At 65.6% G+C, this 20408-nt stretch carries 20 protein-coding genes; 12 read left to right on the forward strand and 8 right to left on the reverse strand.

Annotated elements, in window-relative coordinates; genetic code table 11:
- The first annotated feature begins 5 nt into the window (after positions 1 to 5).
- Complete coding sequence (locus ACIP1U_RS24545) at positions 6 to 1394, forward strand: hypothetical protein (protein ID WP_400320530.1); 1389 nt, start codon at positions 6 to 8, stop codon at positions 1392 to 1394.
- 8 nt (positions 1395 to 1402) lie between these two features.
- Here ACIP1U_RS24545 and uraH read toward each other — a convergent pair whose 3' ends face one another.
- Genes uraH through ACIP1U_RS24560 form a run of 3 tightly spaced genes read right to left on the reverse strand, consistent with a single transcriptional unit; the run spans position 1403 to position 3632 of the window.
- Complete coding sequence (uraH, locus tag ACIP1U_RS24550; RefSeq protein ID WP_400320533.1) at positions 1403 to 1738, reverse strand: hydroxyisourate hydrolase; 336 nt, start codon at positions 1736 to 1738, stop codon at positions 1403 to 1405.
- Positions 1739 to 1768: 30 nt separating this feature from the next.
- Entirely contained in the window at positions 1769 to 2290 is a 522-nt protein-coding gene (locus ACIP1U_RS24555) for a hydroxyisourate hydrolase (protein WP_400320536.1), read from the reverse strand.
- Between the two features lies 1 nt (position 2291).
- Positions 2292 to 3632 (reverse strand): MFS transporter, encoded by a 1341-nt coding sequence (locus ACIP1U_RS24560; protein WP_400320539.1) that lies wholly within the window; start codon positions 3630 to 3632, stop codon positions 2292 to 2294.
- A gap of 406 nt (positions 3633 to 4038) precedes the next feature.
- Here ACIP1U_RS24560 and ACIP1U_RS24565 point away from each other — a divergent pair, with 406 nt between their 5' ends.
- Positions 4039 to 4995 carry a LysR family transcriptional regulator gene (locus ACIP1U_RS24565; protein WP_400320542.1) on the forward strand — a complete coding sequence of 319 codons (957 nt, stop codon included), beginning with the start codon at positions 4039 to 4041 and terminating at the stop codon, positions 4993 to 4995.
- 129 nt (positions 4996 to 5124) lie between these two features.
- A complete protein-coding gene (uraD, locus tag ACIP1U_RS24570; protein WP_400320545.1) occupies positions 5125 to 5649 on the forward strand; it encodes a 2-oxo-4-hydroxy-4-carboxy-5-ureidoimidazoline decarboxylase in 525 nt (174 codons plus the stop codon).
- 63 nt (positions 5650 to 5712) lie between these two features.
- Here uraD and ACIP1U_RS24575 read toward each other — a convergent pair whose 3' ends face one another.
- Entirely contained in the window at positions 5713 to 6471 is a 759-nt protein-coding gene (locus ACIP1U_RS24575) for an SDR family oxidoreductase (protein ID WP_400320547.1), read from the reverse strand.
- Between the two features lie 399 nt (positions 6472 to 6870).
- Here ACIP1U_RS24575 and ACIP1U_RS24580 point away from each other — a divergent pair, with 399 nt between their 5' ends.
- Positions 6871 to 8250, forward strand: a complete 1380-nt coding sequence (locus ACIP1U_RS24580) for an MFS transporter (protein WP_400320549.1) — start codon at positions 6871 to 6873, stop codon at positions 8248 to 8250.
- A gap of 91 nt (positions 8251 to 8341) precedes the next feature.
- On the opposite strand, the gene ACIP1U_RS24585 is transcribed toward ACIP1U_RS24580, so the two are convergent.
- Entirely contained in the window at positions 8342 to 8734 is a 393-nt protein-coding gene (locus ACIP1U_RS24585) for a hypothetical protein (protein ID WP_400320552.1), read from the reverse strand.
- Between the two features lie 32 nt (positions 8735 to 8766).
- Positions 8767 to 9555, reverse strand: coding sequence for an enoyl-CoA hydratase/isomerase family protein (locus ACIP1U_RS24590; protein ID WP_400320555.1), 789 nt, complete (start codon positions 9553 to 9555; stop codon positions 8767 to 8769).
- Positions 9556 to 9857: 302 nt separating this feature from the next.
- Here ACIP1U_RS24590 and ACIP1U_RS24595 point away from each other — a divergent pair, with 302 nt between their 5' ends.
- The 3 genes from ACIP1U_RS24595 to ACIP1U_RS24605 all read left to right on the forward strand — a co-directional run bounded on the left by ACIP1U_RS24595 (position 9858) and on the right by ACIP1U_RS24605 (position 13528).
- On the forward strand, positions 9858 to 10373 hold the full coding sequence (locus ACIP1U_RS24595; RefSeq protein ID WP_400320558.1) for a MarR family winged helix-turn-helix transcriptional regulator: 516 nt from the start codon (positions 9858 to 9860) through the stop codon (positions 10371 to 10373).
- Between the two features lie 73 nt (positions 10374 to 10446).
- Positions 10447 to 11523, forward strand: a complete 1077-nt coding sequence (locus tag ACIP1U_RS24600; protein WP_400320561.1) for an AraC family transcriptional regulator — start codon at positions 10447 to 10449, stop codon at positions 11521 to 11523.
- Positions 11524 to 11743: 220 nt separating this feature from the next.
- Complete coding sequence (locus ACIP1U_RS24605; protein ID WP_400320563.1) at positions 11744 to 13528, forward strand: acyl-CoA dehydrogenase; 1785 nt, start codon at positions 11744 to 11746, stop codon at positions 13526 to 13528.
- A 74-nt stretch (positions 13529 to 13602) separates the two neighbouring features.
- Here ACIP1U_RS24605 and ampC read toward each other — a convergent pair whose 3' ends face one another.
- Entirely contained in the window at positions 13603 to 14787 is a 1185-nt protein-coding gene (ampC, locus tag ACIP1U_RS24610; protein ID WP_400320566.1) for a class C beta-lactamase, read from the reverse strand.
- A 153-nt stretch (positions 14788 to 14940) separates the two neighbouring features.
- Positions 14941 to 15948, reverse strand: coding sequence for an AraC family transcriptional regulator ligand-binding domain-containing protein (locus tag ACIP1U_RS24615; RefSeq protein ID WP_400320569.1), 1008 nt, complete (start codon positions 15946 to 15948; stop codon positions 14941 to 14943).
- Between the two features lie 301 nt (positions 15949 to 16249).
- Here ACIP1U_RS24615 and ACIP1U_RS24620 point away from each other — a divergent pair, with 301 nt between their 5' ends.
- From ACIP1U_RS24620 to ACIP1U_RS24640, 5 genes are all read left to right on the forward strand, one after another.
- Positions 16250 to 16594, forward strand: a complete 345-nt coding sequence (locus ACIP1U_RS24620) for a hypothetical protein (RefSeq protein WP_400320572.1) — start codon at positions 16250 to 16252, stop codon at positions 16592 to 16594.
- Positions 16584 to 17243 carry a Dabb family protein gene (locus tag ACIP1U_RS24625; RefSeq protein WP_400320575.1) on the forward strand — a complete coding sequence of 220 codons (660 nt, stop codon included), beginning with the start codon at positions 16584 to 16586 and terminating at the stop codon, positions 17241 to 17243. Before ACIP1U_RS24620 ends, ACIP1U_RS24625 begins: the two co-directional genes overlap by 11 nt.
- A 16-nt stretch (positions 17244 to 17259) precedes the next feature.
- Positions 17260 to 18243: an NADP-dependent oxidoreductase gene (locus ACIP1U_RS24630; protein ID WP_400320577.1), complete on the forward strand. Its 984-nt coding sequence runs from the start codon at positions 17260 to 17262 to the stop codon at positions 18241 to 18243.
- A gap of 81 nt (positions 18244 to 18324) precedes the next feature.
- Complete coding sequence (locus tag ACIP1U_RS24635; protein ID WP_400320580.1) at positions 18325 to 19707, forward strand: DUF1329 domain-containing protein; 1383 nt, start codon at positions 18325 to 18327, stop codon at positions 19705 to 19707.
- A gap of 195 nt (positions 19708 to 19902) precedes the next feature.
- Complete coding sequence (locus ACIP1U_RS24640; protein ID WP_400320583.1) at positions 19903 to 20406, forward strand: sigma-70 family RNA polymerase sigma factor; 504 nt, start codon at positions 19903 to 19905, stop codon at positions 20404 to 20406.
- Positions 20407 to 20408 lie beyond the last annotated feature (2 nt).

Raw genomic sequence — 20408 nt, forward strand, 5'->3', positions numbered from 1 at the left:
CCCACATGAAGCAGACATTGCAGCTTGCGCTGGTCCTGGGCACAGCGTCGTCGCTTGCCGTCGCGGCGCCGGCCGCCAGCGACCGCGTCTACACGGCGGACCAGAACAGCAACACCGTGTCGGTCATCCACCCCGCCACCAATACGCTGCTCGGCCAGATCCGCCTTGGCAACGCGCGGCCCGATATCCTTTCGCCGCTCTACAAGGGCGAGATCAACGTGCATGGCCTGGGCTTCTCGCCGGATCACAAGACGCTGCTTGTGGTCTCCAATGGCTCGAACTCGGCTACGTTCATCGATACCGCCACGAACCAGGTCAAGGGCGTGGCCTATATCGGCCGCTCGCCGCACGAGGGCTTCTTTACCGCCGATGGCAAGCAAGCGTGGGTAGTTGTGCGTGGCGAGGACTATATCTCGGTGATCGACCCGGCCAGCTACAAGGAGATCCGCCGCATCCCCACCGCGCCAGGCCCAGGCATGGTGCTGTTCCATCCCGATGGCAAGCTCGCCTTTGTTGTGTCCAGCTTTACGCCCGAGGTCGATGTGATCGACGTCGCCACGTACCAGGTCGTCAAGCGCATTCCGGTCGCCAGCCCGTTTTCGCCCTTCCTGCAGTTCACCCCGGACTTCAGCGAAGTGTGGATGACGCACAAGGACGTGGGCAAGGTCACCCGCATCGACACGCAAGGCCTCAGCGTCAAGGGCGTGTTCGATACCGGCTTTATCACCAACCACATCGGCTTCGCCAGGACCGCGCGCGGCACGCTCGCCTACGTAACGGTCGGCGGCGAGAATGCGGTCAAGGTCTACACCACCGACGCCGAGCCCCGCCTGCTCGCGACCATCCCCGTCGGCGCGCTGCCGCATGGCATCTGGCCGTCCGATGACGGCAGCCGCATGTATGTGGGCCTGGAAAACGGCGACGGCGTCGACGTGATCGACACCGCTACCCAGCGCGTCATCGCCCGCACCCCGGTGGGACAGGCACCGCAGGCCCTCGTCTATGTCTCTAACGCCGTGCCGGCCGGCGATGGCAAGGCAAATCTCACGCCGCGCGCAAACAGCGATCCCATCAACGTTCCGCTCAAGGCTACCGGCGGCGCCGGGCGCGGCTTCGTCGTGGCACGCAACCTCGGCCTGGTCGATGCGCTGGAAGTGTTCCTCTTCCAGCTCAAGCCGCAGACGGTCTATGACGTCTACTTGTCTGGCCACCGGACGCCGATTGCAAGCTTCAAAACGAATGCTGCCGGCGCCGCCAATGGCACGGCCATCGGGCCGTTGCGCGAGGTGGTGCCCGCCTTGTCCGGGAAGCAGCCCGCGGCCGCCACGCTGCTGGTGGTCGAGGGCAACGCTGCGCCGACCCGCTCCCGCGCGGTGCTGACCGGCACGCAGTAGGTTGCGCTTCAGCTGCCCCGGTACGTGCCGAAACTCCACGGCGAGCACAGCAGCGGCACGTGGTAGTGCTGCGCGGCGTCCGCGATGCTAAAGCGCACCGGCACGATGTCGGCGAACGTGTCGGGCGTCATGAAGTAGTCCGCCACCCAGAAACGCAGCTCGAAGTCACCGGTGCGGGCCTGGGCGGCGGGCAGCATGGGCGAGTCGGTGCGGCCGTCGTTATTGGTCCGCGCCTTTGCGATCAGTTTCGGGGGCTGCGTGCCGACGTCGAATAATTCGATCTGCATGCCGGCAATCGGTTTGCCGAGCGATACGTCGAGGACGTGGGTGCTGATGCCTGCCATGATCTGTCTCCTTTCAATGCAACGCCGGCATCAGCTGCCGCGGTAGTAGTTGTAGCTCCACGGCCCGAACGTCACGGGCAGGTGGATGCGCTGGCTGGCGTCCGTCACGCGCAGGCGCAGCGGGATCTTCGACAGGAACAGCGGCTGCGGCAGGCTGGCCTTGCGGACGGCGAAGTACTCGTCCACGTGCAGCACCAGTTCGTAGGTGCCGGTGCGATAGGCATCGCCGAGCAGCAGCGGTGGTTCGCTGCGGCCGTTGGCGGCGAGGGTCACCGTCTGCAGCAGGCGTGGCTGTCCGTTTTCAACGCGGTACATGTCCACGCGCATGCCCGCGGCGGGCGTGCCGTGCCAGGTGTCGAGCGCGTGCATGGTCAGCCGGGGGCTGAGGCCGCCCTGCTGCACCGGGCCCGCGGTCTGGTTGGGTGCCGGGGCCGGCGCCGGGCTGGCGGCCAGTGCGTTGCCGGCCAGCAGCGCACTGCCTCCCAGCGTGATCGATTGCAGGCCAAAGCGGCGGCGGGCGGCGTTGAAGCCGGGATCGTGGTCGTCGTGCATGTCAGGCCTCGCGCTTGTGATGGAGGCGGCGGATGCCGAACACAACCAGCACCGCAGCCAGGATTTCGATGGCGGCCACCAGGTAAAGGCCGCTGCTGACCGTGCCGGTCGAGGTCTTGATCAGGCCCATCACGTAAGGCGCGCCAAAGCCGGCCAGGTTGGAGACGGAGTTGATCAGGGCCACGCCCACGGCCGCGGCGCTGCCTGCCAGGTAGCGGTTGGGCAACTGCCAGAACACCGGGATAGCGCTCATGGTGCCGACCAGCGCGGCGGTCATGGCAAGCATGGCAATCACCGGCGACAGCGCCTGCATGCCCAGCAGCACGGCCAGCACGGCCATTGCTGCGCCACCGGTCAGCGCGGCGGCGCTGAAGTGCCAGCGCACCTCGTTGCGGCGGTCAGAGTGCGCGCCGTTGGCGACCATGCCGATGGCGCCGCAGAGGTAGGCCACCGCCGCGATCCAGCCCACCGCCATGGGGGTGGTGAAACCCACGTCCTTGATGATGGTCGGGATCCAGAAGGTCAGCGTGGAGTTGGCGCACAGCAAGCAGAAGTAGATGGCGATCAGCAGCCACACCTTGCGGTTGGTGAACAGCGTGCGCCAGTCGTGGCCGCGATCGCCCATGACGGCCTCGTCGCGCTTCAGGGCATCGAGCACCACGCGCTTTTCATGGTCGCTCAGCCAGTTGGCCTGTTGCGGCTTGTCGGTCATGTAGAACCAGGCAAAGATGCCGGCCAGCACCGAGGGAATGCCTTCCAGGATAAACAGCCACTGCCAGCCATGCATGCCGTGCACGCCGCCCATCGAGGTCATGATCCAGCCCGCCAGCGGGCCGCCCAGTACCCCGGCGATGGCCGATGCCGACATGAAGGTGCCGAACGCGCGCGCGCGCCGCTGTGACGGATACCAGTACGTGAGGTAGAGGATCACGCCCGGATAGAAGCCGGCTTCGAACGCCCCCAGCAGGAAGCGCAGGATATAGAACTGCGTCGGCGTGGTGACATAGGCTTGCAGCATGCAGATCACGCCCCAGCAGATGGTGATGCGCATGATCGTCTTCTTGGCGCCGATCTTCTGCAGCAGCATGTTCGACGGCACTTCAAAGAAGAAGTACCCGAGGAAGAAGATGCCGGCGCCCAGGCCATACACCGCCTCGCTGAAGCGCAGCGAATCCAGCATCTGCAGCTTGGCAAAGCCGATGTTGACGCGGTCCAGCCACGCCAGCACCCACAGCACGCCAAGGAATGGCAGCAGGCGCCACGACACCTTGCGAAAGACGCTGGCTTCCGCATCGTCCGCCGTGCCGGCGAACAGCGGAACGCCTTGTTTTGTAATGGACATGGAGTCTCCTGTCTTGTCGGTTTGTGTGGTGCAGCCGTTGCCGCGGGAATGATGCGGCGGCGGCCTTCCGTCTGGATTGGGTGCAAGTATAGGAACGGGCCCGGAATGCGGAACGGGGGGGCTGGTATAGGCCCTATATCAGCTTGGATATGGGTCGGAAAGCCTTGCGTGGCGCGGGTTTCCGGGCGATTGACCGGCGCCTTGGCAGACCTATGGATTACCCTAGGCGGCTGGCTTGGTCGCCCTCACGGGGGCACCGTTCGGGCGGCGCCGCGCCCGCGTGCGGGTTCGACCGCGTTGCCCTGCGGTGCGCGGCAGGCTACAAATCCGCATGGGCAGTGCGCGCTGCGTGCCGGTTGCGCCGCTGCCCGCGCCACCTCACCAACCAGAACGCCCGAGATTCCGCATGATCCGCGCCGACGACCCTTTCGATACCTACCTGCTGCGCGTGCTGTGCATCCTGATTGCCGAGCAGAGCGTCTCGCGCACCGCCATCCGCCTGAACCAGTCGCAGCCGGCCATCAGCTCGGCGCTCAAGCGGCTGCGCGCGATCTTCAACGACCCGCTGCTCACGCGCGAGAAGAACGTCATGGTGCCGACCGAGCGCGCCCTGCAGATCGCCCGCAACGCGCAGGCGGCGCTAAGCGCGCTGGACAACCTGCTGGTGTCGGACGACCGCTTCGACCCCGCCACCACCGAGCAAAGCTTTACGGTAGCCATGCCGGACTACCTCGCACCGCCCTTCTTTGCCCACGTGGTACGAGAGTTCCGCCGCGTGGCGCCGCACGCGCGGCTCGCGGCGATTCCGCTGACCGCCACCTTCGACTATGAGCAGGCGCTGTCAGAGGGCACCATCGATATCGTGATCGGCAACTGGCCCAATCCGCCGGAGCACCTGCACCTGTCGGTATTGCTGGAAGACGAAGTGGTCTGCATGGTGGCGCAGGACAGCGTGCATAACCAGCCGGGCAAATTCACCGCCCAGGCCTACCTGGGCGCGGCGCATATCGTGCCCACGCCCTACTCGCGCGACCAGCGCGGGCTGGTGGACACGGGTCTGAGCACAATGCGCGTGCACCGCGACAACCGCGTGAGCTGCCCCTACTTCAACCTCGCGCCGAGCCTGATCCCGGGTACGGACCTGATCCTGACCACGGGCCGCCACTTTGCCAACTATCACGCGCAGCACGTGCCGGTGGCCCTGCTCAAGCCGCCGATCGAATTCCCGTTCATGCGCTTCTACCAGCTGTGGCATCCCGCGCGCCACCGCTCGGCCTCGCATGCGTGGCTGCGCGGCATGCTGACGGCGGCGTCGCAGGCGCTGCGTGACTTGCGCGACCTGGACGCTGCCGCACGCGCTTAGCGGTATTGGATTCTGTTATGCGTCCTATATGGCCGCGCCCCTCGCCGCGGTCATGCCTGCTTTCTATACTCGGCCCGTATTCGGTTTCCATGCCTGGCCTGCGCGGCGGGCCTTACGGGAGAGCAGTCCATGTCACAGTCACTCGATCTGGCGCCGGTCAATGCGCTGGACCAGTCCGGCTTCACGCAAGCGTTCGGCAGCGTGTTCGAACATTTTCCGCTGGCCGCGGAGCGCGCCTGGGCGCAGCGGCCCTTTGCATCGGCCAGCGCGCTGCACGATGCGATGATGGATGTCATCCGCAAGCTGGACGCGAAAGCCCAGTGCGATTTCCTCAACCTGCACCCGATGCTGTCGGCCGCGAACATCCGCGCCGGCACCATGACAGCCGATTCCAATGCCGAGCAGAAGAGCGCGGGGCTGGACGCGATGTCAGCGCAGCAGGAAGCCACGCTTGACCGCATGAATGCCGCCTACCTCGCGCGGCACGGCTTTCCCTTCATCATCTGCGTGCGGCACTACACGCGCGAAGGCATCTTCGCCGCGCTGGAACGCCGTATCGACCGCGGCACGCAGCACGAGCTGGATGAGGCGCTGGCGCAAATCGGCGCGATCACGCGCGGGCGGCTGCAGGCTCGGCTCAGTACGCTGGCGTGAATGCCTTGACGGGTGCGGGATGCAGGCTGCCAGGCGCTCCGGGCCAGCCGCACATCCCTGCATTCAGCGCTGTGCGCCGCGGCTTTGCGCCATCCATGCCTCGAAGGTGGTCTTTCCCAGCCAGGCGGCACCCTCCGGCACCAGCGTACCGTCGTTGATCTCGGCGCCGAAATACCGGGATTCCGGATCCGTCACGACCTTGCGCGGATCGGCAGTGGCCTCGAGATAACGCTGCACCAGTTCGTCCATGCGGAATCTTTCGGGGCCGGCAATATCGACCATGCCATTCACCGGGGCGGCAAGCGCATGGTCCGCGACTGCCTCGGCCACGTCATCCGACGCAATGGGCTGGATCTGCGCGGCGGACAGCCGCACCGTATCGCCTTCCGCCCCGGAATAAGCGATCCCGCCGAGGAACTCGAGGAACTGGGTGGACCGGACGATGGTATAGGGAATGCCGGCGTCCCGGATCAGGGCTTCCTGGGCGATCTTCGCGCGGAAGTAACCGCTCTGCGACAGCTTGTCCGTGCCGACCACGGACAGCGCAACATGGTGGCTGACACCCGCGGCCTTCTCGGCGGCGGCCAGATTGCGCCCCGATGTCTGGAAAAAGTCGAGTACCGCCTTGTCCTCGAACGAGGGTGAGTTGGCGACATCCACGACCACCTGCGCACCGGCCAGCGCCTCGGCCAGGCCTTCGCCGGTCAGTGCATTCACGCCGGTCTTTGGCGCCGCGGCAATCACCTCGTGCCCTTGCGCCGCCAGCCGCGCCACCACCTTGCTGCCGATCAGCCCGGTACCACCGATCACGACAATTTTCATCTTGCACCTCGGTTTGCGGGAACAGTATGGGACGACCCCGCTGGAATGCTAGGTGACAGAAGGGGGCGGCGATAGGGCCAGCCGCAGCACGTGGTGTTGCGGTCCGGGACCACAACGGGAGATAGGTTCAGGCCGCGCAGTTGCGCAAACTATGTCAATGGCGGTCAGACCCGATGGCGCCTCACCATATGGCCTTGATAAATCAACTTATTGACTGAATAACCGCTAATTCCGCACTTCTTCACAGGAAATACCCTAGGTTCTCGTCACGATATAGGTAATGATCTTGACGTATAACCACGCATCAACCATAGTCCGTCCAGCCCAGGCCAGGGGCCGGTTCGGAGGGCCTTGCCGCTTGTTGAGCGTTCAAAAGAAGATTGGTGAAGGAGACATACGATGCAGCACATTGATGTACAAAAGCTGGCCGACGGCGCCCGCTTTAACCGATTCCATGCGCGTGTCCTGGCCTGGTGCCTGCTGGTGATCATCATCGACGGCTATGACATCGCCGTCGCGGGTGCCGCGCTGCCTTCGATCATGAAGGAGATGGGCGTCACCGCGTCGACGGCCGGCTTCATGGCGAGTTCGGCGCTGTTCGGCATGATGTTCGGCGCCATCTTCCTGGGTGCCCTGTCAGACCGGATCGGCCGGCGCTGGACGATCTCGCTGTGCGTGTTCCTGTTCAGCGTATTCACCGCGGCCGCGGGCCTGACCAGCGATCCGGTCACGTTCAGCGTGATGCGGTTTATCGCCGGTCTCGGCATCGGCGGCGTCATGCCCAACATCGTCGCGCAGATGACGGAATACTCGCCGCGCAAGATCCGCAGCTTCATGACCACGGTGATGTTCTCCGGCTACGCCATCGGCGGCATCCTGGCCGCGGTGATCGGCAAGCAGTTCATTGCCGGATTTGGCTGGCAGATCGTGTTTTTCGCGGCCGGCGTGCCGGTGATCCTGATCCCGTTCATCCTGAAGTCGATGCCGGAGTCGCTGTCGTTCCTGGTGTCGCGCCAGAACGAAAAGGACCTGCGCACGCTCGCCCAGCGCATCGACCCGCACCTGCGCCTGGATGCCGGCGCTACCTTCCGCGTACCGCAGCAGGACCGCGCAAGCGGCGCGCCGGTGGCCCGCCTGTTCCAGGACGGGCGTGGCTTCAGCACGGTCATGTTCTGGATCGCCTTCTTTACCGGCCTGTTCATGGTCTATGCGCTCAGCACCTGGCTGACCAAGCTGATGGCGATGTCGGGCTACAGCCTGGGCTCGGCGCTCAGCTTCGTGATCGCGCTGAACGTGGGCGCGGTGGTCGGTGCGATTGGCGGCGGCTGGCTGGCCGACCGGTTCCATATCAAGTGGGTGCTGGTGGTGATGTACTTGCTCGGCGGCGCCTTCCTGTACCTGATGACGTTCAAGACCTCGACCGAGATGCTTTACCTGCTGATCGGCGCGGTGGGCGCCTGCACGACCGGCGCACAGATCGTCGCGTATGCATACAGCGGCCAGTTTTATCCGGTGTCGATCCGTTCGACCGGCGTTGGCATGGCCTCTGGCATCGGACGGCTCGGTGCCATCGCGGCACCGGTCTTGATCGGGCTGATCGTTTCGCTGCAGCTGCCGTTGGCGCAAAACTTCCTGGTCATCGGTGCGGCGGGGATTGTGGGTGCGCTGGCGCTGGCGTGCATCAACCATCGCCTGTCGGCATCGGCGCAGCATGTCGATGCAGCGGCAAGCGTGGCTCCGGCGTCGGTGATGCAAGGCGTGGCTGAAGCGCGAAGCTGACAGCGTCCTGGAGGCGTGCGGCGCGACTGCGCGCCGCGGTAAGGAAATGGCGGGCCGGCACGATGCCAGGGCCCGCCATTGTCATTGGAGGTCAGTCGGCGGCGTCGACGACAAAGCGCCGGGTAATGGTGACGCCGGCCCGCACGCGGCGATGCCGGACCGCCCAGACGACCGCACGCATCGCCTTGCCGCCGTGGGACTCGACCATGCGGGTACACCGCTCCAGCGCCGCATCGTCCGGGAAATAGCGAAGCTCGGCGGCACTGCCCAGGATCACCGCAATGTCCAGCGCGGATTGCTGGCGCATGGCCAGCGACAGCAGGCGGCTCAGGCGGCGTGTCACCGCATTGGCGTCGCCGGGCCATTGGCGCCGGGCCTCGGCCTGGATGGTCCGGGCCGCGGCGCGGATGTGATGGAGCATGTCGGCGATGCCGATTTCCGGCTCCGTGGACCGGTGGGGTCGCGCGGCCTGTGCCACTTCCATGTTTTGTGTCCCAGCGAGCCGGCGCCAACCGCTCAGCGGCCGACGAAGCGCGCCGGGCGCTTTTCCAGGAAGGCGGCAATGCCTTCGCAGGCGTCGGCGGTCCGGGCTGTCTGCACGAACAGTTCCGCTTCCGCGAGCAGGCCGGCTTCGAGGCCCAGCGTTGCCGCGCGCCGGACTGCCTCACGGACAAAATGCGCGGCGGCGGGAAGCTGGCCAGCCAGCGATGCGTGCGCCTCGAGCGAGTCGAGGAGGGCCAGGCCGATGTCCACCGCGTCGCCGTCACCGGCCAAATGGTCGACCAACCCGATCGCCAACGCCTCTTCAGCCGGAATCAGGCGCCCCGAGAGGATCAGGTCGAGCGCCTTGTCCGCGCCCACCAGGCGCGGCAGGCGCTGGGTCCCGCCGTAGCCGGGAATCAGGCCAAGCTTGATTTCCGGCAGGCCGAGCCTGGCGCCGGGCAGTGCTACCCGGTGGCTGCAGGCCATGGCCAGCTCCAGCCCGCCGCCCAGCGCGGCGCCGCGGATCACCGCCATTGTCGGCACCTTCAGCGCGGCCAGGCGCGAGAACGTGCCCTGCCCCAGCGCTATCCCCGCGAGGTGCTCGTCGTCGGTGCGGCCGCGCAGCTCGCCGATGTCGGCCCCGGCGCAGAAGGCCCGGTCTCCGCCGCCCACGACCAGCACGGCACGGACGTCCGAAGCGGCAATCGCGTCAAGGTGTTGCGACAGCGTTTGCAGCATGTCGTGATTCAGGGCATTGTGCGCCGCCGGGCGGTCGACGGTCAGGACGGCGATATCGCCGGCATGGTGGAGCGTGATGGTCATGGCCGAACCTTTGTGGCAAGAGTCTGAAGAATACTAGGCACGCCACACCTGTACGTCAATATCATTACCTATATTTACTTACTGCGCCGCATGATGCTTTATCTCTGCGCGAAGACTCAGAAATAATGATCAAGATCATTGCACAAATGCAGCAAAAGACGACTCCGACACACATTCAGACGAGTCCCGAAGGGAACCAGGATCCCACCCCACCCTTTGCCCCGCGCACGTGTGTGCTCCGCGCCGCCTTAGAATAGGCACACCCATGGCACGCTCAAGGCGGCCAGTGTCAAACCCACACCATGACCAAACCAGATTCCACGTACGACCCGGCCGACGCATCCGTCCATAACCGGCTGTTCTTCCGGCTGTTCCAGGCCGGCAATACGCTGGACCGGCAGACGAGCAAGTCGCTCGGCATCACCACCGTGCAGTGGTCGGTGCTGGGAGCGCTGTCGCGGCCGCAGGTGCTGGAAGGCATGTCGTTCTCGGAACTGACGGAATACCTGGTGGTGAGCCGGCAAAGCCTTGATGGCGTGCTCAAGCGGCTGGAGCGGGACAAGCATGTCCAGCGTGTTGCCGACACAGTGGACCGCCGCGCCAAGAAGGTGGTGCTGACGCCAAAGGGGCGCGAGTTCTGGAACAGCCTGCAACCCAGGATCTATGAGTTTTACCGCCAGGCACTGGCAAGCTTCGGCTTTGACGACAAGGTTTCACTGGTCCATTTCCTGAACCAGCTCAATTCCGGCCTGGCCAGCGTCCACATGGACGCGGCGCCGGGCGCGCACGCACCGGAGGAACCGGCACGGTCCGCGTAGGACTGACCGCGGCCGCGACGCTCGACACGGGCGTCGTCGCCGCCCCGGAGCGCCGGTGACTACCCGCCGGGCTATGACAAAATACGCCACGCACCGGCCCGCCCCGCGTCCGCACCACACCGTCCTGACCCGCCCCGCAACATTGACCCAGTTCACCGCCACCGTCCCCATTTCACTGGTCAACGGCTTCCTGTCCGGTGCCGATCCGGCCGCCACGGCACGGCTGGCGGAGCGCGCCGGGATCCCGCGCGGCCTGTTGCAGGCGCCGGCCGCGCGCGTGACCGAGGAACAGTTTTCCACGCTCTACCGCGAACTCGCCATGGAACTGGACGACGAGATGCCCGGCATCTTCAACCGCCCGCTGCGCAACGGCACGCTCAAGTTCCTGTGCCTGAGCCTGCTGGATGCGCCGCGGCTGGAGGTGGCGCTGCACCGCTTTGGCCAGTTCTTCCACCTGATCCTGGACGACTTCCGGCTTGAATCCGGGCGCGAGGACGGCTTCGGCGAGGTCGTGCTGCGCGCCGACCCGGCCGGCCCCGGCGTCAGCGCGCTGGGCAGCGAGCTGATGCTCAAGCTGGTCCATGGCGTCGCCTCATGGCTGATCGGCATGCGCATCCCGCTGGCCAGGGTGGAATTCAATTTCCCGCGGCCGCCGCGCGCCAGCGACTCTCTTTACCTGTTTCCCGGCCCGGTGCAGTTCGGCAGCCGCCAGACGCTGCTCAGGTTCGACGACGCCTATCTGGACATGCCGGTCCGCCGGCGCAAGGCCGAGCTGCGGAAGTTCCTGGCACGCGCGCCCGAGGACTGGATCTTCGTTTCGTTCGCGGATCAGATGGTGTGCCACCATGTGCGCCAGTACCTGGCCGACTGCCTGCCAGCCACGCCGACCATCGAAGCCGTGGCGCAGGACCTGCACTTCTCAGTGCGCACGCTGTGCCGCCGGCTCACCGCCGAGGGCACCAACTTCCAGGCAATCAAGGACGAGGTGCGCCGGGACATTGCCATCCAGCGGCTGACGCGCACCACGGACGCGATCGCGGCGATCGCCTTCGATATCGGCTTTGACAACCCCACTGCCTTCCATCGCGCCTTCCGCAACTGGACCGGCAGCACACCCAAGGCCTACCGGACCATGCCCGCAAACGCCTGACAAATCCTGCCACCCGGCCCGGCCGGCGCCAGCCTGTGGGCATCGCTGCGCGCCGGTTTATGTATGGCGGCAGGTTTCGTCAATGAATGGGCAGCTTTGGATAGCCGCGACCGGCGCTTCCCGCGTTACGATCACGTATCCGGCCCAAGCTGTGGGCCAGGCGCCATGCCTTGCGCGCCACCCAGGAACAAGCATACAGACGTACAGACAGGAGACATCCATGACCTACCGTGCCCCGCTCAAAGACATGTTGTTCGTGATGAACGAGCTCGCAGGTCTTGACGCCGTCAGCCGCCTGCCCGGCTTCGAGGAAGCCACGCCGGAAACGGCCGAGGCGGTGCTCGACGAAGCCGCCAAGTTCAACGAACAGGTGGTGGCACCTCTGAACCGCACCGGCGACCTGGATCCGAGCAGCTGGAAGGACGGCGTGGTCAGCACGACGCCCGGCTTCAAGGACGCCTTCCGCCAGTTTGGCGAAGGCGGCTGGCAGGGCGTGCTGCATCCGCAGGACTTCGGCGGCCAGGGCCTGCCCAAGCTGATCGCCACCGCCTGCATTGAAATGCTGAACAGCGCCAACCTGTCGTTCGCGCTGTGCCCGCTGCTCACCGACGGCGCCATCGAGGCCCTGCTGACCGCCGGCTCCGACGCGCAGAAGGCTACCTTCCTGCCCAAGCTGATCAGCGGCGAGTGGACCGGCACCATGAACCTGACCGAGCCGCAGGCGGGCTCGGACCTGGCCGCCGTGCGCACCCGCGCCGAGCCGCAGGGCGATGGCACCTACAAGGTCTTCGGCACCAAGATCTTCATTACCTACGGCGAGCACGACATGGCGAAGAACATCGTCCATCTGGTGCTGGCCCGCACGCCCGATGCGCCTGAAGGCGTCAAGGGCATCTCGCTGTTCATCGTGCCCAAGTACCTGGTCAACGCCGACGGCAGCCTGGGCGAGCGCAACGATGCGCATTGCGTGTCGATCGAGCACAAGCTGGGTATCAAGGCCAGCCCGACTGCGGTGCTGCAGTTCGGCGACCACGGCGGCGCCATCGGCACGCTGGTGGGCGAAGAGAACCGCGGCCTGGAGTACATGTTCATCATGATGAATTCGGCCCGCTTCGCGGTCGGCATGCAGGGTGTTGCCGTGTCCGAGCGCGCTTACCAGCAGGCCGTGGCCTATGCCCGCGAGCGCGTGCAAAGCCGCCCGGTCGACGGCTCGGCGCGCGAAGCCGTGACCATCATCCACCACCCCGACGTCAAGCGCATGCTGATGACCATGCGCGCGCTGACCGAGGGCGCCCGCGCGGTGGCCTACGTGGCGGCCGCTGCCAGCGACACCGCGCACCAGCATCCGGACGAAGCCGTGCGCAAGCAGAACCAGGCATTCTATGAGTTCCTGGTGCCGGTGATCAAAGGCTGGAGCACCGAACTGTCGATCGATGTCACCAGCCTCGGCGTGCAGGTGCATGGCGGCATGGGCTTTATCGAGGAAACCGGCGCGGCGCAGCACTATCGCGACGCCCGCATCCTGCCGATCTACGAAGGCACCACGGCCATCCAGGCCAACGACCTGGTCGGCCGCAAGACCGTGCGGGATGGCGGCGCGGTGGCGCGCGCGATCTGCGCGCAGATCGCCGAGACCGAGGCCGCGCTGGGCAAGCACGGCGGCGCTGCCTTCACCGCGGTCCAGGCGCAGCTGGCCAATGGCCGCGCGGCGCTGGAAGCAGTGGTCGGGTTTGTGGTGAGCAATGCCAAGTCGGACCCGAACGCCGTGTTCGCCGGCAGCGTGCCGTACCTGAAGCTGTGCGGGATCGTGTTCTCCGGCTGGCAACTGGGCCGCGCCATGCTGGCGGCCGATGCAAGGCGCGCCGAGGATCCCGGCTTCCACGACGCCAAGGTCGCGACCGCGCATTTCTTCGCACAGCACATCCTGTCGCAGGCAACGGCGCTGCGCGATGCTATCGTCGGCGGTGCTGGTCCGGTCAATGCGCTGACAGCCGATCAGTTCTGACGGCGCTTCAGCGCGCAGCAGACACGGGCGGCCTTCGGGCCGCTTTTTTTCGGCCAGTGACTGGCGGGCCGGTCCTAGCGCCTTGCCGCCAGCTCGGTGTCCAGCACAGTCAGAATGTGATGCGCCGCTTCAACCCGCGCCGGCACCGGCATGTTCTTGTTGCCGAGCATGACCAGCCCGATGCGCCTGGCCGGGACGAAGACGACGTAGGCACCAAACCCGTTGGTCGACCCGGTCTTGTTGACCAGCACATTGGCGCCCGGCGCCTGCGGCGGCTCCAGCCTGTCGACCTTGTTGGCCTCGAACACCATCTGCTGCGAGTTGCCCGCCAGCATGGCACTGACTGGCGTCGGATAGGCATACATTTCCCATCCCAGCCCCTGCACCATGCCGCCGACCTTGAAGTAGCCGGTACGCGTGGTGGCGATGGCGCGCTGCATCTTGTCGTCAAGCCCCGCCGGCGACATGTTGGCCTCGACGAAGCGGATCATGTCGGCAGACGTCGTCTTCACGCCGTAGGCTTCGGAATCCAGCACCCCCGGCGTCACGCGGGTCGGCTTGTTGTCCCGGGTGTAACCCCACGCGTAGTCCGCCATCAACGGCTTCGGCACCCGGATATAGGTGCGCTTCAGGCCAAACGACGGAAAGAGGGTCTTCTCCATCAGGTCGTCGAACGGCTCGCCCAGGCTGCGCGCGGCGAGGTAGCCGAACAGGCCGATGCTGGGGTTCGAATAGCGCCGGTGGGTACCGGCCGCGTAGGCAGGTCGCCAGGTCTTGAAGTAATCGACCATCGCCTGCGGACTGTTGACCGTCTCCGGAAACTGCAGCGGCAGGCCGCCGGCCGCATAGGTGCCAAGGTCGAGCAGGCTGGTCGTGCCCAGGGCACTGCCGGCAAGCAACGGCAGGTACTTGGCCGCGGGATCCGACAGCGACATGGCGCCGCTGGCCTGCGCATAGCCCGCCAGCGTCGCGGTGAAGGTCTTGCTGACCGAGCCGAGCTCGAACAGGGTCGACTCGGTGACGCGCTTGCCGCCCCGCCTCGCGGTCACGCCATAGTTAAAGAAGTACTGCTTGCCGTCCGCCGTCACCGCGATGGCCATGCCCGGCACGTTGTGCGCCTTCATCATTGGCGCGATCGCCTCGTTGACGGCGCGTTCGAGCAGGCGCTGGTCGACCTTGTCGGCGGCGTACGTGGCTGGCGTGCACAGGAGGCCGGCGGCGGCAATCGCCGCGAGGCGCGTGGGGGCAAGGATCTTCATGTCAGGCAGTAAAAGGAGCAGGGCTGCGCTCCGGAAAGCCGAGCATACCCGACCAGGCCGCGCGCTGCCCGTTCGCAAGTCGACCATCGAAACAGGACCGTGACAAGGAGACTCGCATGCCTGGCGGCTGCCCTTGCACCGGCTCCGAGCGCCTCACCTTCTGCTGTCCCGCCTGAACCGCGTCGGCGCATGCCCGGTCCAGCGCTGAAACGCCCGGCGAAACGCTTCCTCGCTGGCAAAGCCAAGCTGCTCCGCGATCCTGCCTATCGACCAGTTGGTCGTACGCAGGCATTGTTCGGCGTACTCCTGCAGGTTGTGCTCGCGCAGTATCCGGTAACTGCTGCCATCGGCAGCGAGACGGCGGCGCAGCGTCGGTTCGCTCACATCAAAACGTGCGGCCAGTTCAGCGAGCGTCGGCAGCCGCGCGCCATGTACCAGCGCTGCATGCAGGATGCCGCGCACTTGCTGGCTCAGGGATACGACCTCAACCGGCGCACCGATCAGGCGGTAAGGGAAGTCTTCCAGGAAGGCATCGAGTTCCGCTGCCTGGCGCACGACCGGCCGGTCGAGCAACGCCTCATCGAACTCGAAGCCGTAGGTCTGCGCGCCGGACGTCACAGCGGCATGGAACAAGCCCAGGAAAGGCATGGCGTCCTCGCGTCGGGGGTGCGCAAGGTAGACGTGGGTCGGACGTATCGGATGGCCAATCAGCCAGCCGAACAAGAGCATGTAGAAGAAGAGCCCGGTGAGGTCCACCAGACAAGCCGCAGAGCTTTTTGCGCGCCGCAGTGAATCCATGCGGAACAGCGCCTTGCCTGCGCTTTGTCCGAGGCTGAGCGAGCCGGCGCGCGGGTACAGCATCGCGCAGAAGTCGCCCGCGCAGCGGATCGCCTCCCCCAGCGTCTGGCTACTCAATACGCAACGACACAACAAGTCCACTTCCTGCTTGCGCATCGGGGGATGGCCGTTGCCCTTGGCGACCAGGGCTTCCAGCTGCTCGATCGCGGCGCGATAGAGCGCGATGAACTGCGCGGGCGGCGCATGCCCGGGTGCGCCGGGGGCCGGCGGAACCTCGACGCCCTGCCGCTTCAGTTCATCTAGCAAGCGCTGCACCATGCCATGCGGAACGGGTACGCGATTCCCCGGTATGTAGGCATTCATGGTTGCTCGTCCTGATTGCTTCGGTAGCGGTTGTTGATCGTCCTGGTAGGGATCCCGTGCGGCCAGGCCTCACATAATCATCCCGGCACTTCCAGCCGCGCAACAGGTACGCACGGCCTGGGCCATGGAGGTTGCCATGCCATGAACGCCCTGCCCATACGGAACAACCCACGGATCAACCCACAGAACAACTCACGCAACAACCCACGGGACAACCCATGACCGCGCATTCCGCCCGCAAATCTCCGACGCCGACATCGCAGCCTTGCTGCACGCTGCCTGCGCCGCGGGAGACACAGCCATGATCCACATTCTCGATGAAATCGTCCTCGCGCCGCGGCACTTGGCCACCGTGCTGGCCCTGCTGGAAAGCCAGTACCTGCCCGGCAGCGCCGGCAGGGGCCTGGCGCTGCTGCAGCGCTGGGTTTCGCCACCGGTGGCACTGAAAGATGCACCGAATACGTTGTGGCTGCTGTGGCAAGTGGCGGATGCGCCAGCCTACTACGCCATGCGCGCCAGCATCGAGGCTCCGGCCCTCGCCTTCTGGTCGACGGTCGACACCCTGTGTGATACCCGCCGTCGCCATGTGATGGCCGATGCGACACATGGCCTGTCCGAACGCAAGGAGCATTGCGATGCGGCTTGAGACAGCGCAGATCCGGATGCGCCCTGCCACCGGCACTGAGGCAAGCACACGGGAGCAAGCCATCCTTGCCCGCATTGAAACGCTGCCAGGCCTGCGTCATGTGGTGATTGGCCGGAACCTGGCGGGAAGCTGGGAGGCTGGCGACTACACGCTCGACCTGCGCTTCGACCCGGCGCCATCCTGCTCGGCCGGCCCCGACGCCGGCCTGGCTGCCGCGCTGGACGGGATGGCCGAGGTGGATCGCGTCGTCTATAGCCCGATCGCGCATGGGCTGCGCGCCCCGCACTTGCGCCAGGGGATCTGGCGCACGCTGATGTTTCGCGTCCGGCCCGAAGCACCCGACTGGCGGGTCCGCGGCCTTGAGCAGGACCTGCTGCGCATGCCTGAGTACATGCCCGGCATCCTCAACTGGCGGCTTGCCCGCGTCTTGTCGCCTGGCACATGGACCCATGTCTGGCAGCAGGAGTTTGCCAGCGCAGATGACCTCCTGGGCGAATACCTGATGCACCCCTTCCATTGGGGCCATGTCGACCGATGGTTCGACCCGGAGTTTCCCGAATGGACCGTCCAGTCGATCTCGCATGCCTTCTGCCCACTCGCAACCAGCCTGATTGCCAATCGGAGCCACGATGAACTGTCCGCAAGGTGAACCGATGGAGAAGAGCATGCGCGCCGTCGTCATGGACCGTACCGGCGGGTCCGATGTACTCAGGCTTGCGGACGTCGCGAGGCCGGAGCCCGCTGCCGGCGAAATCCTGATCCGCGTAGCCTGCGCGGGGGTGAATCCCGCGGATTGGAAATGCCGTGAAGGCTATCTGAGCCGCTTCATGCCATACCGCTTCCCGTTCGTGATCGGCTTCGATGCCAGCGGCGTCGTGGCAGCCGTGGGGACCGGCGTCAAGGACTTCGTCCCGGGCCAGCGCGTGTTCGCGCAAACGGAGGCTGGCGCCGGCAAATGGGGATCTTATGCCGAGTACGTGGCGGTCTCTCAGGATTGCGTGGTGCCGATGCCAGACAACCTCGGTTTTGCCGAAGCTGCGGCCGTCCCGACGCCGGCGCTGGCGGCCTGGACGGGACTCTTCGATGAAGGCGGACTCAAGCCAGCGCAGACAGTGCTGGTGCATGGCGGTGCCGGCGCGGTCGGCACGTTTGCCGTGCAACTGGCAACGGCAGCCGGAGCTGCCGTCGCGGCGACCTGCAGCGCGGCACGCCGCGAACAACTGAGAGCGCTTGGCTGCGACCTGGCGATCGACTACCGCGGCGACATCGCTACCGCCATGCAGGCATGGGCGCAGGCTGGCGTCGACCTGGTTCTGGATGCCGTTGGCTGCGGCACCCTGCCGAATGGCATGGACCTGCTCAGGCCCGGCGGCATCCTTGTCGCCATCCTCACACTAGTCAATGGCGATGACGGCCCGGATCCGGCCGAAGCCGCACGGCGCGGTATGCGGACCGCCGTGGCGTACAGCAAGATGCCCAGCGGCGCGCGGCTGCGCGAGATCGCGTCGCTGCTCGGAAGCGAGCGCCTGCGGCCCCCTCGCATTGAATGCCTGCCGCTGGAACAGGCCGGACGCGCGCTCGACCTGGTGCAGTCGGGTCAGGCGCCAGGCAAGCTGGTCCTGCGTATTGCCGAACCGCCCAATGCTTGATCGCAGGCGATCTCACGCCAGCCTGTCGGCAGGCCGATGCTGGCGCAAGACCATCACACCATCGAAATCGGAGGAGAGACAATGAAAAGCAAGGCCATTCTGCTGTGCACGCTAGCCGGTACGGTGCTAGCCGCCTCACAGCTGAGCGCACCTTCCCTTGCCGCGATGACGCCTGACGAAGTCAGGCGCCTGGACGGTCCGCTCACGCCAATGGGTGCCGAGCGGTCCGCCAACAAGGACGGCAGCATCCCCGCGTGGAGCGGAAAATGGCAGGCCACGCCAGCGGGCCTGGCTTTTCGGCCAGGCGATGCCTATCCCGATCCCTACGCGTCGGAGCAACCGCTGGCAACGATCACGGCCCAGAACATGGAGCAGTACCGTACGCACCTGAGCGACGGGCAACTCGCCATGTTCAAGCTCTACCCGGCGACATTCAAGATGGCGATCTATCCCAGCCATCGCGACTTCCGCTATGGGGATGCCATCTACAGGGCGATTCAGCATCACGCCGCCAGAACGCAACTGACGACGGATGCGAACGGTCTCAAGGACTATCCGCCCACCGCGCCGTTTCCTGTCCCCAAGAGCGGGCTGGAGCTGATGTGGAATCTTCGCTTTTCTTCCGCCATTGCCGAAGAGTCGGCCGTCTACGACCAGGCAGTCGTGTATCGCGACGGCAAGATCGCGTGGGGCAAGTGGAAATATGACATCTGGTCGCCGGTCAACGGTACCGCATTTGAAAAAGGCTCGCCGCTGATCAACCGGACCTTCGCACGCGTGGAAACCGAACTGCCTTTACGCGAGCGCGGCAATATCATCGTTTCCCACAATTTTTGGGATCGCGAAGGTTCGGATACAGCCAGAACCTGGCAATACAATCCCGGGACCCGCCGGGTGCGGCAGGCACCCGAGTTCGGCTTCGACCAGCCGCTGGGGCCGGGCGGCTTCCGCACGGTCGACGACGATCGCCTGTTCAATGGCTCTGGCGAACGCTACGAGTGGAAGATTGTCGGCAAGCGGGAGATCTATATTCCCTACCACAACTACAAGCTGGTCGATCCCGCCGTCAAGTACGCCGAACTGCTGGGCCCCAACCATGCCACGCCTGAGCTGATCCGCTATGAATTGCACCGCGTCTGGGTGCTCGAAGCCAGACTGAAGCAAGGCTTCCGACATCAGTATGCGAGGCGCGTCCTGTACCTGGACGAAGACACCTGGATGGCAGTGCTTGCCGACAACTACGATGCCCGCGGCCAGCTGTGGCGAACGAACATGCAATCGTCGCTTTACGCCTATGATGCGCGGCGCTACTACCCGGCGGTGGCGTTCTACCACGACCTCACTGCTGGCTCCTATCTGGCGGACCGGCTGACGAATGAAGGGAAGCCGGTACGCTTAAACAGCAGTCCGCAGTTTGGTGAGGCGTATTTTTCCCCGGATTCGATCCGCGGGGCGGGGCACTGACTCCCCTGCCAGACTCATTGGAACAAGGATCTTTGTCAGGCCGCGAGGGAAAGCTTTTCCGCCCATCGCGGCCAGGTTGCAGACAGCTGACCGGATCTCAACAATCTCCATCCTTCCCTATTATTGCGAATAATTATCATTTACCTATATAATGCGGCGCTGTCTGCCTAAAGCCTTGCCTGATCTGCCCGCGCCATGCCCGCCGCCGAGCCCTCGCTCAACGATGAAGTCCATACGCTGTATCTCGACCATCACGGCTGGCTGCGCGCCTGGCTGAGGCGGCGCATGGGCGACGCGGGGCACGCCGCGGACCTGGCGCATGACACCTTCGTGCGCCTGCTTTCGCGCGAGGCGCCGATCGCCGCGCGCGAGCCGCGCGCATTCCTGGCCACGGTGGCGCGCGGGCTGGTCTCCAACTTCTACCGGCGACAGGAAATCGAGCTGGCGTGCCAGCAGGCATTGGCCGCGTTGCCCGAAGCCGAGGCGCCCGATCCCGAGACCCGCGCACTGCTGCTCGAGACACTGACCGAGATCGACCGCCGCCTGCTGGCACTGCCAGCCGCGGTGCGGCGCGCGTTCGTGCTGTTCCAGGTCGATGGCATGGACCAGGCGAGCATCGCTACGGAACTGCGGGTATCGATCGCCACGGTGCAGCGCTATATCGTCAAGGCGCTGCACCAGTGCTGCTTCGCTGCCTGAGC

The sequence above is a fragment of the Cupriavidus sp. NPDC089707 genome, from assembly GCF_044748965.1.
GTDB lineage: Bacteria > Pseudomonadota > Gammaproteobacteria > Burkholderiales > Burkholderiaceae > Cupriavidus.

Bases quoted from the DNA above. Each gene is read 5' to 3' on its own strand.
- ACIP1U_RS24635 (WP_400320580.1), top strand. From the start codon at position 18,325: ATGAAAAGCAAGGCCATTCTGCTGTGCACGCTAGCCGGTACGGTGCTA.
- ACIP1U_RS24560 (WP_400320539.1), bottom strand. From the start codon at position 3,632: ATGTCCATTACAAAACAAGGCGTTCCGCTGTTCGCCGGCACGGCGGAC.
- ACIP1U_RS24545 (WP_400320530.1), top strand. From the start codon at position 6: ATGAAGCAGACATTGCAGCTTGCGCTGGTCCTGGGCACAGCGTCGTCG.
- ACIP1U_RS24575 (WP_400320547.1), bottom strand. From the start codon at position 6,471: ATGAAAATTGTCGTGATCGGTGGTACCGGGCTGATCGGCAGCAAGGTG.
- ACIP1U_RS24620 (WP_400320572.1), top strand. From the start codon at position 16,250: ATGATCCACATTCTCGATGAAATCGTCCTCGCGCCGCGGCACTTGGCC.
- ACIP1U_RS24605 (WP_400320563.1), top strand. From the start codon at position 11,744: ATGACCTACCGTGCCCCGCTCAAAGACATGTTGTTCGTGATGAACGAG.
- ACIP1U_RS24600 (WP_400320561.1), top strand. From the start codon at position 10,447: ATGACAAAATACGCCACGCACCGGCCCGCCCCGCGTCCGCACCACACC.
- uraD (WP_400320545.1), top strand. From the start codon at position 5,125: ATGTCACAGTCACTCGATCTGGCGCCGGTCAATGCGCTGGACCAGTCC.
- uraH (WP_400320533.1), bottom strand. From the start codon at position 1,738: ATGGCAGGCATCAGCACCCACGTCCTCGACGTATCGCTCGGCAAACCG.
- ACIP1U_RS24555 (WP_400320536.1), bottom strand. From the start codon at position 2,290: ATGCACGACGACCACGATCCCGGCTTCAACGCCGCCCGCCGCCGCTTT.
- ampC (WP_400320566.1), bottom strand. From the start codon at position 14,787: ATGAAGATCCTTGCCCCCACGCGCCTCGCGGCGATTGCCGCCGCCGGC.
- ACIP1U_RS24590 (WP_400320555.1), bottom strand. From the start codon at position 9,555: ATGACCATCACGCTCCACCATGCCGGCGATATCGCCGTCCTGACCGTC.
- ACIP1U_RS24580 (WP_400320549.1), top strand. From the start codon at position 6,871: ATGCAGCACATTGATGTACAAAAGCTGGCCGACGGCGCCCGCTTTAAC.
- ACIP1U_RS24625 (WP_400320575.1), top strand. From the start codon at position 16,584: ATGCGGCTTGAGACAGCGCAGATCCGGATGCGCCCTGCCACCGGCACT.
- ACIP1U_RS24640 (WP_400320583.1), top strand. From the start codon at position 19,903: ATGCCCGCCGCCGAGCCCTCGCTCAACGATGAAGTCCATACGCTGTAT.
- ACIP1U_RS24565 (WP_400320542.1), top strand. From the start codon at position 4,039: ATGATCCGCGCCGACGACCCTTTCGATACCTACCTGCTGCGCGTGCTG.
- ACIP1U_RS24615 (WP_400320569.1), bottom strand. From the start codon at position 15,948: ATGAATGCCTACATACCGGGGAATCGCGTACCCGTTCCGCATGGCATG.
- ACIP1U_RS24595 (WP_400320558.1), top strand. From the start codon at position 9,858: ATGACCAAACCAGATTCCACGTACGACCCGGCCGACGCATCCGTCCAT.
- ACIP1U_RS24630 (WP_400320577.1), top strand. From the start codon at position 17,260: ATGCGCGCCGTCGTCATGGACCGTACCGGCGGGTCCGATGTACTCAGG.
- ACIP1U_RS24585 (WP_400320552.1), bottom strand. From the start codon at position 8,734: ATGGAAGTGGCACAGGCCGCGCGACCCCACCGGTCCACGGAGCCGGAA.